Source organism: Leptospira sanjuanensis (assembly GCF_022267375.1).
GTDB lineage: Bacteria > Spirochaetota > Leptospiria > Leptospirales > Leptospiraceae > Leptospira > Leptospira sanjuanensis.
This window is the reverse complement of the sequence record NZ_JAIZBH010000001.1, coordinates 1,599,296-1,614,354: the sequence shown is the minus strand read 5'-3', so window position 1 is coordinate 1,614,354 and position 15,059 is coordinate 1,599,296. Positions and strand designations below refer to the sequence as shown.

Genomic DNA, 15,059 nt, shown 5'->3' with positions numbered 1-15,059 from the left:
ATGAAAAGTAGCTTTTAAAAGGAATTCATCGTTTCTACAATTTGATTCACTTGATCCGCTGTATGAAATGTTGAGATCGGAAGACTTAAAGTAGTTCGGTGAATTTCTTCAGAAATTGGGAAAGACTCTTCCGAAAAATTTAATATATTCTTCATCGCAAGCTGCTTATGAGGAGGAATCGGGTAATGAATTTCAGTTTTGATCCCTTTTTTTAATAGATATTCCCTTAATTCATCCCTTCTTTCATGACGAACATTGAAAATATGATAAACATCATACGTCTTGTCCGACACTATTGGTTTAATATAATCTTCCTTCAAATTGTCTAAATAAATTTTTGCTAGGCTCCTTTTGTGTTGGTTACTCGCATCAAGGTATTTAATTTTAACATTCAAAATTGCAGCCTGAAGCTCGTCTAGTCTAGAGTTATAGCCGATTAAATCGTTATGATACTTTATGGAAGAACCATAATTTCTCGATTTTCTAATAGTATGATCATAATCAATACTATCAGTAACTACAGCACCTGCATCTCCAAAGGCCCCCAAATTTTTAGTCGGATAGAAGCTGAAACCACTAATTTCACCGAATGTTCCCGTTTTTTTTTCATTATAGGTAGCACCATGTGATTGCGCACAATCTTCGATCATAAAAAGGTTATTCTTGGCCTTAATTTGTAAAATTGGGTCCATATCGCACGATTTCCCATACAAATGAACTATCAGAATTCCTTTTGTTTTTAATCCTATTTTTTCTTGAATTCTTCGCGGATCAATGTTATACGTTTTCAGATCTGGCTCAACTAATACTGGTTTCAAACCAGCATGCAAAATTGCTAAAATTGAAGCGATGTACGTATTAGAGGGTACTAATATTTCCGAATCCTTTCCTAAATTTAAAGCCTTTAAAGCAAGAATCAGGGCATCTAATCCGTTTCCCACCCCTATACAATATTTATTCCCGTTGTATTCTGCAAAATCGCGTTCGAAATTTTTAACTTCGTTCCCTAAAATAAACCAACCACTTTCTAATACATCCGAAATTTTTTTCTTACACTCTTCTAAGTAAGCGAGGTTTGAAAAATATAAATTTTCGTAATCAATCATATTTGATTTCCATTAACCAATTGAATAAATTCTGAATAGCTTCTTACATAATCGTCCTCACGATAATAATCTGAAGCGACCACCATCAAAACGCAACCCGATGAAAAAGCTTCCATTGTATGCCAAAGCATCTTTCCTAAAAGAACACCCACATTATCGTTGTTCATTAAAATCTTCTGGCGCATATTTCCGTCGTCCAAACCCAAGGTAAAACTGCCATTGATGCAAAATATAACTTGCTCAATTTCTTTATGCGCATGCAATCCTCGAATACTCACCGAGTTTTCTAAATTATTAATATAATATATTCTCTTTATTTCAAACGGAACATCCCGCAACGCCTCCATGATTATGAGATTCCCATCTCGATCATCATGAATTTTTTTAAGACTAATATAACCGGAATTTTTTACTTGAATTTCATCCATCTTCAATTGCCTCAGCTGCACATTAAATAGTAAATTTCATTCTTTTGCAAAATAAATAAGCCAATTGTCACCGAACCCAATTGAATCGAAAATACGAGTAATCAGGCTATTTAACTTTAACTTTTTCAATCTTTGTAACGATATTAGACGTTTCTGCTGTGAAGCAGATAAACCTTTAGAGTTAGGACTCCAAAACGAAGAAACCTCACCTTCCTTAGGAAAAAAAGAAGAATGAATCCATTGATAAAAAAACCACTCGGAACTCGTTAAAGTTCTAAGACTTTCGACTCGAAATCCGCTTCTACTAGCGAGACTATAAATTGACTTTTTGGAAAAATGATGTAAATGATACGGAGTGTGCCAATTGATCCATTTGCGACCAAAAAAAAATGTTCCAAATCCATTTGAATTTGGAGTTGTGGCAATAAATCGACCGCCCTTCTTTAGGATACGATGAATTTCTTTTAACGTATGGACTGGATCAATAACATGTTCAATTACTTGATCCATGGTCACGTAATCAAAGAATTCGGATGGATATGCTGTTTCATCAAAAGTTCCAATATGAACATTAAATCCAAATCTATCTGCAACCTTAGTTGCATTTTTATCAGCCTCCACACCGTAAACTTCACAACCTCGAGACTGATGATAGCCAAGCGACTCGCAGAAACCGCATCCAATATCTAAAACTCTTACACATTTTGGAACTGCTGAAAAGGATCGAAAATCACCGCTTAGCCAACCACGAAAACCTTTCACCTCTTCTAAAGGTCGATAGGAGTTCACATCAAAGGTTCGTCTAGGATAATAATCTGAATATAATTTAGTTAGATCAGCATTAGAAAAATTATTTTCTAAAAATTTATGTTTGCAATCAGAGCAAATATATAATTTAAAAAAACCTCGAAAGCCGTATCTATCATCAAAGAGTTCATAAACCGGCTTTTTATTATCGGAATCACAAATGGGACATTTTGAGATCATAAAATCCAATTAATTAAATATTTTAGAATATATTCTTTTCACTATATTTCGTGCATAAGTTGCTATTCTCTTAAAAATCACGAAAACCCAAAGGGAAGATTGCCAATACAGTTGAGTAAAGATTGATACAGAATGAAAATTTTTTCGTTCAATCATCGTAATAATATCTGAAATGTTAAGTTTTTTTAATGTAACATTTAAATTAGAAACTATCAATACTAACTGATTCGTATAAATCTCGTAGATTGGCCTTATAGCTGAAAAGTTTAAATTATAATTAACACTTCCGGATGAATAGATATTGCTCGAATAGAATTTAAACATGTGAAAGTGATAAAATATCAAAGGAAGCCCATCTATATATATCTGGTCATCTTTTACAGAAACGTTATATTTCTCAATATTCCAAAGTGCAACTCCCGACTGTTCGTTTTTAAGGACGCATACATTATCATAATTTTGGGGCCAGACATCCAAATACTTCTGGTCTCCTAAACGATTGTTTTCTAATTTATAATAGCACCATTCAATACACTGTTCTCTCCAGCGATTTAAGCATTTTTCCCCTATTTTATCTCTTTTAAAATAAACCATCTGGACGTTATAGATACCGTTTACCTCTAGGTGTCTTAAACGTTCTGGGAATCGATGAGGAATGATCATGATAGAAGCATTTCCTATCTCATTGTAAATTGGTTCTGGATCGGAATAAAAGAAAATATCGGAATCTAAATAAGTAATATGATCAATATCGGGATTCTTATTCAAAATATAAGAGGGGAGTACTGGACTTAAGGTCCAACAATATTCCTGCCAGGTCCGATTCCCCTTTGCAACAAGAACATCATCCGATTCGACTTCATCCAACGAAATCAATGTAACGTTTTCCAAAGATTGTTTCTTTAAAAAATCATATGATTTATTATCTAATGAAAGAATCCAAAGATGAAAATCGCCAAAATGCTTCTGGATAGAACTGTAAAGTGAAAAACCCAGTGGCAAATAATTATAATCAAATAGAGTACAAAGATATTTCATAATATGCCTATTTATTTCCTTAACTCAAAGATCATGCCCATTTCTTTTGTCCTCATCCCTTCCAACAGATTGGATATCTGCAAATAACTATCAAACTCTACCAACAATTTATACTTTTCCTTAAATGCCTCGTGAAATTCGTTAAAATTGAAGAACCAGGCAGGATACGAAGCATCGTAGATTTCGGGCGGAACTTTTTGTGCGGAAACGATGGATTTAGAAAGATTGATGAAATAAGTTCTATCAATAACAATATAAGGAAAGTCGTAATTTATTATTTTTTTTATGAGTTCGAACGGCTCACGAATATATGGAAAAGAACTTGAAGCGAGAAAAACGTCTATTTTTTTATCCCTAACGCAAGAATCAATATCATTATAAAAACGTAAGTGTTGATTCTGGAAATTTAGCTTTCCCTCTCTAACAAATTCTTTTTGCTCAACAATGTTCCAAGAAAAGGTTTCTAAACTTTCCAAAAAAAGAAGATTCTGATAATAGCTGCTACCTAACGATCCACCAAAATCTAAAACATCAATTTTTCCTTTAAATTTAGCAGCAATATACATCAAGGCCGCAACCAAAGGCCAAGAATATTGAACCTTATCAAAAATTACAGAATCCCTCTCGTAAACTGCTTCTCCATTCTTTACTTTAAGAAGAGCTTGTTTACATTTTTCTAAAATCTCATTCGAGTCATACGAACCGCATAAACTTGCTGCTTCCTCCCAATTATTGAAAATCCCATTAAAACCATAGTTTAAAAAAGAACTTTTCCTCCTGTTCATTCCAATATTTTGGAAAAGATTTTTTAGCAAATTAAGTAAATCAAAAGTAGCTGGCGGTAAAATTTTAATAAGAAATCTTTTAAGATAAGAAAAAATCATCCTGAAACCACGATCTGCATCGATAAAAGAATAAAAAAACTTACGAAATATCATTGTGATTGGAACCAATAAGAATTTCTTACAACTTCGGCAGATCCATTAAATTGTCCTAAAGTTCCTTGAAAGCGAAGTTCATATTTTCTTTTTGTAAGTTTCATAATATCTTGAAACACTTCCAAACTTTTTAAAGCCCAAATAGGAGCAATTAAATTAGTATTAAAATTTTGTCTAACTGTAAGAACATTTTCTTTCATTTGAGATTCATAGAATCCCATAAAAAAGATATGAGAAAAATCACACTTTGAAAAAGCCTCAAAAATAAGAAATGGTTCAGCAGTATAAAAAATCGAATCATGTATTACCAATATTCTTAAAGTCTTTACTTCTTTATTATCTTTTGCTGATTCGGAACAATACTTGTAAATTCCATTTTTAAAATTTAACCAATCTTGTTCATAAAAATCAGCAAGAGGAATCGTTAGCCAATTTTTTATATCTCGAGACGTCTCAGAATCCGGAGCGATGAAGTCCTTTAAACTCTTATCGGAATTTCCAACCTCGATAATTTCTGCTTTCTCTACTTTTTGCAATAGCATAAAGAATTCATTCGCAATTTCAGAATACTTTAAGACTTCAAATCTTTCTTTTTCCAAAATTTCATGAATATACTCCAAACGATTCTTTACACCCAATTTATCAGCGACAATATCAGCGTGCAGATTTGCTAAATGCCAACTGAAAAAACTTTCGCTAAAATGTTCTGATCGATTTATAAATTTTCTAATAATCCTATTTAAGAATAAGATTATTCCCTGATTTCTTAAAACATACACGAGACGCCGGACGACTTCTAATAAACGCCTACGCCTAGACCAGTATAAATTCCTAAAATGTTCTCTAAACGAATTTCTGACTTTTATACTTTCCAGAATTTCAATGTCTTCCAGTTGAATCGGTATTTGACTTAATTCAACATTAAACTCGTCAGTAGCCTCACAATGTGTTCCGGAAGTGTCTAAACCTATATTAAAAACAAGTGATCTAGCGGGGTATAGAGTTAGTTTATCGGCTAAAAAGGCTGCCGCATGCCAACGAATTGCCCAGGAATCATTCTTGCCAACAATTTGATCCTTTAGTAATTGAGTATAGGGATAAGATCCCTCTAAATCGAAATCGTAATTTAATCTTCTATAATTGAGACTGTTCAGAAGTTTTTGCCCCGAAGTTTCGAATATATCCCAACCTCTTTTCCACGTAGCCCACCCCCAACAATCCGCCCCTCTTAAAAAATAAGTTTCAGGAGTCGTTTCATTAATCGGGAGACGATACGCGTGAATCGAAACGACATGATCATTGTTTTCGTATTTATCTAGTGCTTCATTTAAATAACTCAAGAAGAATGGTGAAGTAACCATATCATCTTCTAATACGATTATTTTTCCGTATTTTGAAATTAAATCAGTCACTCCCATGATAATAGATTCTGCTAATCCTCGATTTCTGTCGCTTTCTATGATTCTAATTTTTTTAAATCCAACAAAGCTCTTAATTAGCTGTCTAACTTCCCTTACTTTATCAATATGTTTTTCTGATTTTGCTCCATCAGAAAAGATGAAAAGCTCTGACTCCGCTGCATATTTATTTTTTATAAGTGCATTAAAAGTAGAGTGAGTATGCTCGGGTCGATTATATACGAACAACGCTATGGGTGCTAAACTCATAATACCTCTTAATGCAAACTATTCAAAGAAATACCAATAAGTGAAAACCGAGCTTTTGAGTAAATGTCAAAATTACTCAAAAAACGTTTAATGATTTTAGAGTGATATTTTTCATTTACAAAAACTACAATGGCATTTGGAATCGAAATGAGGGAATTTATACTATAAATTGTTATCAGTGTCTTTTAAATTTACGAACGAAGGCGGCAAGAAAATGAAGAACGGATCGAATTTGAACAAAATATCTCAATAATCCTGGAAACGGCCAAAGGAGTATTCTGATAACGTTTCGGACTTTCCACCGCCAAGGACATCGGAGAATAACAAAGGAAACCCAAGACAAAAGGTAATAATTTGACTTCTTATTAAAATACACTTTTATAAAATCTTTAATATCCCGAACTTCAGCGGTCCGAATTCCAGTTTCATTCGGATCCTCCAAAAGAAAAAGACTATCGGAAGTTCTAAGTGTAAAACCTTTCAAATAAGCTCTATGCGTAAATTCATAATCCGACTGATAATGCGGAATTAATCTAGGATAAAACCCGCCAATTTTAAAAAAAGTTCTTACCTTCAAAAAAAGTCCCCGCGTAGAGAGAACATTAATCTCTTTCTGCGAATTTGCCATTTTAAAAGAAAGATTACTCCAATCGACACGAACGCCAGAATCCTGTAAGCTATTATCGATTCTTGAATATGATTTTGCAAGAAACAGACTATCTTTATTTTTTTTTAATAATTCGATCCCTATTTCAAGAAAGTCATCAGCAAATTCAACATCGTCATTCACAATCAAAATATCATCGTCAGTTTCAATCTCATGTCTCTTCAACCAGTTATAACCTTGTTGAAGAGACCCTCCCCACCACCAGTCTCCGCTCCCTTTGATTATTGCCGACTCCGGAAAGTGACTAGTGGCCATTTCAGAAGTCCCATCTTTGGACCCATCATCAATCAATAATATTTTAAAATTCTTATATGTTTGTCTTTTAAGGCATAAAATTAACCTTTCGGTCACTTTTTTTCGATTATAAAATGGTAATAGTATATAGAGCACGAATAAATAGATTAACGATATTTTAATTATAGATTAAGGCTTCAGATAACGAACCTTTAGGGAACACATCCAAAAAACTATGTTTGTTTAAATTAATAATACTAATACCACGCTTTTCTGCAACTTCAAGAATTCCAAGATATTGTCTCCATAAGAAAGTGTATGATTCTAGAATATTTATTTTCTTATCATTTAATTTATTATCCTTCGTAACAGAAGGATCTTTAAAGGCCATCGTCTTTCGATCGAAAAAATATTCGTATGAATCTGCAATAAGCTCTGTATGATCCACTCCTAACAAATAAATTTCCTTAAATCCCATGTAAATCCCCAAAATTAAACATACTATAGGAACGGATTGAACCGGAGGAATCGCCTGTGTTATATCGACATTATTTTCATTAGGTATACGCTCTTGAGATTCAAGTTCGAGAAAATGAACGGCTCTATTTTGAAAGAATGAATGTTCTTCTATAAAGCTCATTTGTCTTGATCCAAAAAACAATTCAGCTTCACAAGTGCATTTCTCCATTTCAGAAAACCAGTCTTTTAAAGATTGAACTGGATCAGGATTTGCAAGTCGGAGATTTTCATAAAAAACATTCGGGGTCACATGATACAAAGGTTTAATCTGGCCATATTCAGCATGTTTGTAAAAATTACTTACACCCATGCAAATTTCTCCTTTCAAAACAGATAAATCCTCAGCTTTAATCGATGGACCATTGCATAGTATGAATAGTTTTTTTCCCAAATGTCTATTCTGATAAATCGCATTCTCTTTAAGATAGAAATTCAATCTGATTTTTTCTCTTTTTGCTTCCTCTACAGGATCAGGATAACCCATGGAAGCAGGCGTAAGATCAATCTCAAAGTTCACAAAGATTACGCTTTTATAAGCTTTAACGAGAACTGGCTTTAAGCCAGGTGGAATAAACCAATAAAATATAAAGCGAATAAGTTCGTCTTTCGAAAACATTATAATTGTTCAAGATACATTTTCGAACTCAAATTACAGAATCCGAAAAAAGGTTGAATCCTTTTGGCCGGAAAAGACACGTTAAAAGAAGTCGCATTATAAGTGACGATCGATTTTGTGTTACTCGTTAAATCTTGGAAATTTATCTTATCCAAATACTTATAAGTATTCTCGTTCATCGAATTTATTCCAATTGTACAAACATAATCACCTGCAGGAAGATCCAATGGGATCTCCATCCGAACCCTGACTGTAGAGCCTGATTTTGAAACAAGAAGATCATTACCTTCATGCATAAAAGAAGTTTTTCCGTAGATCATAATGTTTCTGGCATCTAAAAAGGAGACTCCTATATAAGGAATCTCTATGTCTTCGGTAATAGCAAACTCTGCATAAAGATAAAGATTATCTTTCCAAGTAAAAGCTTTCGAGGCTAATTTCCTATAATCAAAAATTCCGAATTTAGTGCAATGCGCCATGGATTCAGAACCTAACCGCACCTGTAAATTATCTATTGATGGAAATTGATTTTCATCGGGCCAATCTTCGGGATGCGGCATTTTTTCCCTTAAAACAGATCTGGACTCCAGACCGGAGTCATCGCCAACCTTCATAATACTGTCTAAATTATAATACATCCCGATAGCTTCTGAAGATTCTCCTTTAAACATAACGCGACCTTCATTTAACAGAAGAGCATTCTTACAATATTTCTCGATTACTCCCATAGAATGAGTTACGAATAAAATAGAAGTTCCATTTTCTTGTAATTTTTCCATTCTAGAATGGCACTTCACCTGAAAAAAAACGTCCCCTACTCCCAAAGCCTCATCTACAATTAGAACTTCAGGTTCCAGGCAGGCCTGGACGGCGAAAGCAAGTCGCATAGTCATTCCACTCGAATAAGTTTTTACGAGCTGGTTAACGAAAGGACCAATATCTGCAAATGCAAGAATCTCATCTAATTTTTCATCAATTTCTTTTTTAGAGAACCCTAATATACTACCGTTAAGATATACATTTTCAATTCCGGTAAATGCAGGATTAAAACCGCTTCCCAACTCAAGAAGGGCGGCAACTTTACCTTTAACATCAATGCTACCTGTTGTTGGCGCCATCGTACCTGCAATGATGGATAACAACGTACTCTTGCCTGCACCGTTTCTTCCGATAATCCCAAAGGATTCCCCTTTCGGTATTTCAAACGAGATATCTTTTAACGCCCAAAATTCTTTGTAGTATTGCTTTTCAAACGTCGAAGATATTTTCCCCAATGGTGCTCTGATCAATTGTTTGATTCTAGATAATGGGGTCTCATATATTTCAAAACGTTTAGAAAGATCTTGAACTGAAATTGCTATGTCTGTCATTACTTACTCCAACCATCGTAAAACATGAAAGCCTTCTGCATAACTGCATCCGGCAATAAAACCGTAGTATTCGGCTTGCGATTTAATATAACGTTCCCACTTCCCAAAGGTTCTTTTGAATTCGGATTGATGAATCTTGATCAGCTCAACTTTCTGATCAAGATAAGCAGTTATATCCACAAAGTAATTTGCAGTAAAATTTTGTGCCGATTGATACCAGTTGCTTCGATAAAAAATAATTTTTCGGACCCGTTTTGAAACATGAAGTGTTGCATCCGCAAGAACTCTATGATCATGATGCACATCGCCATTCCAATGAACGAGTAAAAGATCGGGAGAACAATGATCCAAAACGTTCAATAAACTTTTATGTAATCCTTCGTTTGCCTCGATATGAAAGGTCGGAAAATTACCTTCGAAAAGTTCGGCCCCAATTTTTAATGCACTTTCTTTTCCTTCTCGAAGAGCGTCCGAATTACTTCTAATTACATTTCCGGATTCACTCTCATAACCGGATTTAGTTGCAACGTAAATTGCAACGTGGTGTCCCTCACTTTTCCATTTTAACAATGCTCCTCCGCATCCAAGTTCCACATCATCAAAATGGGCTCCAATCGCCAAAATTTTCATTTTTATTGAATCATACTCACAAATAATTTAAAGAATCGATCGATATTAAGAGCTTGTTCCAAAACTACTTCAAAACCATTCTTAAGAGAATCAGAGTAAAAGTGATTTTGAAAATTGCCATGTAATTATTTTCTTTAAATTCCCAACATGTTTTAGCGGCTCGAAAAGAATTAATCCAAGCAAAAGTTCTCTCAACGACCCACCGAAACTTTTTTAAGGGTCGAATATATTCAGGAATCTTTGTATTCTTTTTATTTGGAATTCTATATCGAATTCTTCTTTTTTTTAGATTGTTCTTAATCGCTTGTCCAATATAGGCTTTGTCGAGGGACAATATCTCGGGTTTCAAACGTTTTTTATTTCTAAAAAATCGAAAGTTATCTAACGTCGAAGCGAGAAGTTTTGAATCGTGGGTCCCGGATTGAGAGATCACAAAAGAAATTGGTGCCCCTAATCGATCAACGAGTATATGTCTTTTAACGCCTCTTTTACCACGGTCCGTCGGATTTGGTCCGGTGAAAAGCCCCCTTTTGGAGCCCTCGCTTGACTTCCATCCGCCGCCATTCTTTTCGTTCGGATCTTTATAGAATGATCATAGAGCTTTAAAGCTTCTTTATGAATTTTATCAAAAATACCTGCTTCTACCCATTCTTGAAATCTTCGATGAAGAGTCGATTTGCTGCCGAACATCGGAGGCATATATCGCCAAGGAACTCCTGTTTTAACTCGATAAAATATTGCGGCAAGCACCGTCCTATCATCTAAGCGAGGTCGTCCGCCATTAGAAATGATTCTTCTATCCTTAGGAAGTAACTGCTTTAATTTGAGCCAGATCGGCTCCGGAATATCTAAATGTCCTAATTGCGATTTCATTCGTAACCGCCTAACGAACCACAAGCCCACCGTTTTTTGGCAGATCCTCGCAAGAAAGACTTCTCGGTATCGTTTCCCAAGACTTAAAAAGATCTCGTAAATAAGCGTAAGGATCGATACCTGAGATCTTTGCATTTTGAATTAACGAATAGAATCCCGCGCTCGCAGTTGCCCCTTGTGGACAACCGGAGAAGAGCCAGTTTTTTCTACCGATCACAAAAGGACGAATGTCGTTCTCAACGAGATTCGTATCTAATTGCAATTCCGGATGATCCAAAAAGAGAAGCAGTTTTTCCCACTGGCCAGAAAGATAAGAGAGCGCTTTTCCCATAGAAGATTTGGGAGCAACTTCGACGATCCGTTTGTTCATCCAAGAACGAATCTCATCAACGATAGGCTTAGATTCGGATTGCCTGAGTTTCAGATGTTCTTCAGAACTTAAACTTTCTACCTTAGCTTTTGACTCGATTGTATAAAGCTTACCGATTTTCTTTACGATCCATTCTGCTTGCACATTCTTAGAATCGATTTTTAGAATTTCGAAAAATCTCCTCCTCGCATGATTCCAACATCCCGCGTGAAGAATCTTAGATTTAACTTTCAACAAAGAATCGTAAGATTCAAAACCGTCCGTTTGGATGATTCCTTCAAATCCCTGGATCCATTCTTCTAAAAACTTAGCGCTCCGACTCGGCTCATAATGATAGAGAACAACGGGCTTTTCTCTGATGAACCCTCGGATCACCCACATATACGATTTGGATGTATTCAACTTTCCTTCTTCGTTTAACACTTGAAGAATCGTCTCATCGATCTGCAAATACTTCGATTTGAAAAGTTCCCTTCTCACATCCTCGATCATCGGAGAAAGTTTTTCAAAAACTTGAATTGCGGTATTGGAAAGGGTGCTCCTTGAAATATCCACTCCCGATCTCTGGAGAATCCCGGCTTGTCTGTAAAACGGAAGAGCATCCGCAAACTTTTGAGTAAGCGTGTGAGCTAAGAATCCGGAAGAAAGCATACTCTTCTCAGCGATCTGATGGGGAACCGGCGCGATTCTTACGACAGGTAGAGTTTCATCAGAAGTTCCTTCACAATGCTTACACGCATACTTAGGGCGAATATGAACTTCGACTTGTATTTTAGCCGGGATAATATCTAACTTCTCGGACTTGTCTTCTCCGATACGAGTAAGCTCGTGACCACAAGAACAGGTTTTATCAATTTCAGGAATATCATGTAGGATTTCGATTCTTGGAAAGTAGTCCGGGAAAGGTTTTCTTCCCGTCTTCTTTCTTGTATGGCTTTTAACAGGACTAAAAAGACTTTCTTCTTCGGGTTCAGGAGAATCTTCTTGCAAGGAGCTTTCTATTTCGTTAAAAAGAAATCCTTGATCTTTTTCGATCTGACTCCATTTCTCAGTCTTTCTCCCGAAAAGCTGGATCTTCAATCTCTCGATCTGATCCAAATGTTCGGATTCTTTCTGTTTTTGGAGTCGTAATTCTTCCTGATATTTATTATTCTCTAATATAATGATTCTTTTTAGTTCTTCTACATCATCAGGAAGAGAGTTTAGATCCAAAGACATTCGGATTCAGTCTTAATACTTTCTTTTCTTGAGTCAAACATTTTCAACTGACATTCTTGTATTTTAGTTTCTTGTGCTCTTTGAAAAAATCGATCCCATTCAATAGCCAATGAAACCTTTCAACGGGTATTTTATGCACTTCCTCCTCTGAGTTCGGCCACGGGAATTTACTCTCTTCCAGTCTCTTCTGCCAAAGGCAAAACCCGCTCTTATCCCAGTAGAGCATCTTCAGTTTATCTTTCTTGCGATTGCAGAAGAGAAAGACGCTCGCCGAATACGGATCTTTTTTCATCTTTCCTTCTACGATTACAGAGAGCGTATTGATCGATTTCCTTAAATCCGTCGCCCCAGGTCGAAGATACACTTTTCTGTTTCCGGGATTTAACTCCATCGTCCTAAACTAAACTGAACGTTTACTTGGAGCGATGCCTTCCCCGACGTATCTATCTTTAGGGTCAAAAATTCGGCTTCTACCAATGACTGAGAATTTGTCGAGGAAGGAGGAATTTCTACAAAGTCGTTCTTCTCTGAATGCTTAGAACGTCTCTCCCAATGATATCGAAACGTCGTGTATTTGAGGTGTCTTTCTTTACAATACTGAGGCTGGGAAAGTCCACTCTTTGAAAAGTCATCAAACTCTTTGGGCCAATCTATTTTCGTTTTTTTCATCAAAGACAGTTTACAACATTTATACGATTAGAAAAAGGTGCGGTTGTTTAGGCGCTTACTTTCATTCTCTATATATTACATTTAGAGATTTATGTACAAGAAAGTTTTGGGACAAGCTCTAAGTATTTTAGTTATCAGAGAAACGGGACAAATCGAAAGACATCGAATCATTTTTTTAGATCGACTCTTCTGAAACATTCAAGAAAAATTAAAACGGCGACATAAAGAGACGACAGTATCTTTAAAATAAAGAAGTCCGGATAAAATCAACAGAAAGAATCTAGGCAGTAAATTATCATATTCAATCGCTTCCAGAAAGAGAAAATTATAAATGAAAATATCAAAAGCTAAAACTAATAGTGCCGTACCGAAAAAAGCGAAAGAAGGGGAATGCAATTTAAGCAAAAACCGATTCACTATATAAGCCATCACCATCATCAATATATATGAAATCAATGTTGAATAAGCAGCGGCAACATAACCAAAACTTGGAATCCATAAAAAATTCAATATAATATTGATCAGCGCCGCGATAAAAACAATTACTGATAAATATATTGTCTTTTTTAAATAGTCGATATTTCTTCCACCATATACATAAAATAGAAAATGAAAAACATAAGACAATATCACAATCGGTATTACTGTATGAGCAACATGATAATTAGAATGAGTAAGCAATGAAAAGAATTCCTTCGAAAAGAAAATAAATGCAGTAGCAGAAAAAGCAATGATCGCAAAATTAAATCGAACATCTCGGTCATGTGAAATATAATCTGCATTCTTCATATACTCAAAGTAAAAAGGGTACCAAGCGCTATTTATTAAAGCCTGAAAAGTACCCATAAACATCCCAAGATCCGAAGCAGCGCTATACAAACCCGTTTCAAAGGGGCCTTGATAATGATTTATCATAACGCGATCAATCTGATTAATAACTGTACCGCTCAGAGTGTAAAAAAGAAGCGGAAACGAATAAAAGACTGCTTCTCGAAATAGCTGAATTCTGAAACGAAAAACGATCGATTCGCGGATAGAATAAATAAAAAAAATTGATGCAATGAAAAACGCAAAAACTTGACCAAAAGCAAGAGCATAATATGGCGCATTATCCCACTGAACCAATACCAACAAAAAGAAGGAAAATATAAAAGTCAATAGATGTAAAATAAGTAAAGCAATCGATATTATTCCGCTTTTTTTTTGAGGCTGTAATGTTTGAACAAAAAAGGATTGAACTACCCCAAAAAAAACAATCAAAGGAATAAAACGTATCAATCCGACCGGTAACTTTAAATATTTTCCAATTTCTTTTTCAAAATATAAGAACGATGTTGAACAGATAAAAAGAATTACCGAGCAGCCAACGATCACGGATCCATAAAAGATCTTATAATCGGCACGTTCATCATATGAAAACCTACCTATACTAGCGTGCAAATTCAATGTCATCGTTATAATTAAAAGCTGACTATAGCTTTCTAAAAGAGAGAAATAACCAAATTGATCCGGTGTAAGATAAGTTGTATATACTGGTATAGATATAAACTTGATAATTGCAATCGAGCCGGCACCGAAGAGATAATTTCGATAATGAAGCAGTATCTCAGAAAAACCGAATTCAAGAGAACGTATTCGGTCGACTATATTTTTAATTTTAAATAAAGGCACTTAAATAAAATTACGATTAAATTTAGGCTCAAACTCTAACTACGATTGTTCTTTCGCT

Annotated in this window: 14 protein-coding genes and 1 pseudogene; all 15 read right to left on the bottom strand. The window is 35.1% G+C overall.

What is annotated here, in order from left to right; translation table 11 throughout:
- Positions 1-14: 14 nt before the first annotated feature.
- Positions 15-1,106 carry a DegT/DnrJ/EryC1/StrS family aminotransferase gene (locus tag LFX17_RS07190; protein ID WP_238729640.1) on the bottom strand — a complete coding sequence of 364 codons (1,092 nt, stop codon included), beginning with the start codon at positions 1,104-1,106 and terminating at the stop codon, positions 15-17.
- Complete coding sequence (locus LFX17_RS07185) at positions 1,103-1,534, bottom strand: sugar 3,4-ketoisomerase (protein WP_238729639.1); 432 nt, start codon at positions 1,532-1,534, stop codon at positions 1,103-1,105. Before LFX17_RS07185 ends, LFX17_RS07190 begins: the two co-directional genes overlap by 4 nt.
- Before the next feature lie 36 nt (positions 1,535-1,570).
- Complete coding sequence (locus LFX17_RS07180) at positions 1,571-2,521, bottom strand: class I SAM-dependent methyltransferase (RefSeq protein WP_238729638.1); 951 nt, start codon at positions 2,519-2,521, stop codon at positions 1,571-1,573.
- 9 nt (positions 2,522-2,530) lie between these two features.
- Positions 2,531-3,559 carry a glycosyl transferase gene (locus LFX17_RS07175; protein ID WP_238729636.1) on the bottom strand — a complete coding sequence of 343 codons (1,029 nt, stop codon included), beginning with the start codon at positions 3,557-3,559 and terminating at the stop codon, positions 2,531-2,533.
- Between the two features lie 11 nt (positions 3,560-3,570).
- Positions 3,571-4,443 carry a methyltransferase, TIGR04325 family gene (locus LFX17_RS07170; RefSeq protein WP_238731536.1) on the bottom strand — a complete coding sequence of 291 codons (873 nt, stop codon included), beginning with the start codon at positions 4,441-4,443 and terminating at the stop codon, positions 3,571-3,573.
- A gap of 830 nt (positions 4,444-5,273) precedes the next feature.
- A pseudogene (locus tag LFX17_RS07165) lies at positions 5,274-6,164 on the bottom strand (glycosyltransferase); the annotation flags it as partial.
- Positions 6,165-6,339: 175 nt separating this feature from the next.
- The gene (locus tag LFX17_RS07160) at positions 6,340-7,221 is read right to left on the bottom strand and encodes a glycosyltransferase family 2 protein (protein ID WP_319937010.1); all 882 of its coding nucleotides are present in this window, start codon (positions 7,219-7,221) and stop codon (positions 6,340-6,342) included.
- 22 nt (positions 7,222-7,243) lie between these two features.
- Positions 7,244-8,200 (bottom strand): hypothetical protein, encoded by a 957-nt coding sequence (locus LFX17_RS07155; RefSeq protein WP_238729633.1) that lies wholly within the window; start codon positions 8,198-8,200, stop codon positions 7,244-7,246.
- Positions 8,200-9,570 carry an ABC transporter ATP-binding protein gene (locus tag LFX17_RS07150; RefSeq protein ID WP_238729631.1) on the bottom strand — a complete coding sequence of 457 codons (1,371 nt, stop codon included), beginning with the start codon at positions 9,568-9,570 and terminating at the stop codon, positions 8,200-8,202. Before LFX17_RS07150 ends, LFX17_RS07155 begins: the two co-directional genes overlap by 1 nt.
- Before the next feature lie 3 nt (positions 9,571-9,573).
- Positions 9,574-10,200, bottom strand: coding sequence for a PIG-L deacetylase family protein (locus LFX17_RS07145; RefSeq protein WP_238729629.1), 627 nt, complete (start codon positions 10,198-10,200; stop codon positions 9,574-9,576).
- 64 nt (positions 10,201-10,264) lie between these two features.
- A protein-coding gene (locus tag LFX17_RS07140; RefSeq protein WP_238729627.1) for an IS5 family transposase occupies positions 10,265-11,073 on the bottom strand; the annotation gives its coding sequence in 2 pieces (ribosomal slippage) (positions 10,265-10,722 and positions 10,722-11,073; 810 coding nt in all).
- A gap of 10 nt (positions 11,074-11,083) precedes the next feature.
- A complete protein-coding gene (tnpC, locus tag LFX17_RS07135) occupies positions 11,084-12,661 on the bottom strand; it encodes an IS66 family transposase (protein ID WP_118966396.1) in 1,578 nt (525 codons plus the stop codon).
- A gap of 43 nt (positions 12,662-12,704) precedes the next feature.
- Positions 12,705-13,052, bottom strand: coding sequence for an IS66 family insertion sequence element accessory protein TnpB (gene tnpB / locus LFX17_RS07130; protein ID WP_118966397.1), 348 nt, complete (start codon positions 13,050-13,052; stop codon positions 12,705-12,707).
- Positions 13,043-13,330 carry an IS66 family insertion sequence element accessory protein TnpA gene (gene tnpA, locus LFX17_RS07125; RefSeq protein WP_118966454.1) on the bottom strand — a complete coding sequence of 96 codons (288 nt, stop codon included), beginning with the start codon at positions 13,328-13,330 and terminating at the stop codon, positions 13,043-13,045. Before tnpA ends, tnpB begins: the two co-directional genes overlap by 10 nt.
- Positions 13,331-13,528: 198 nt before the next feature.
- On the bottom strand, positions 13,529-15,001 hold the full coding sequence (locus tag LFX17_RS07120; RefSeq protein WP_238729626.1) for an oligosaccharide flippase family protein: 1,473 nt from the start codon (positions 14,999-15,001) through the stop codon (positions 13,529-13,531).
- Between the last annotated feature and the right edge of the window lie 58 nt (positions 15,002-15,059).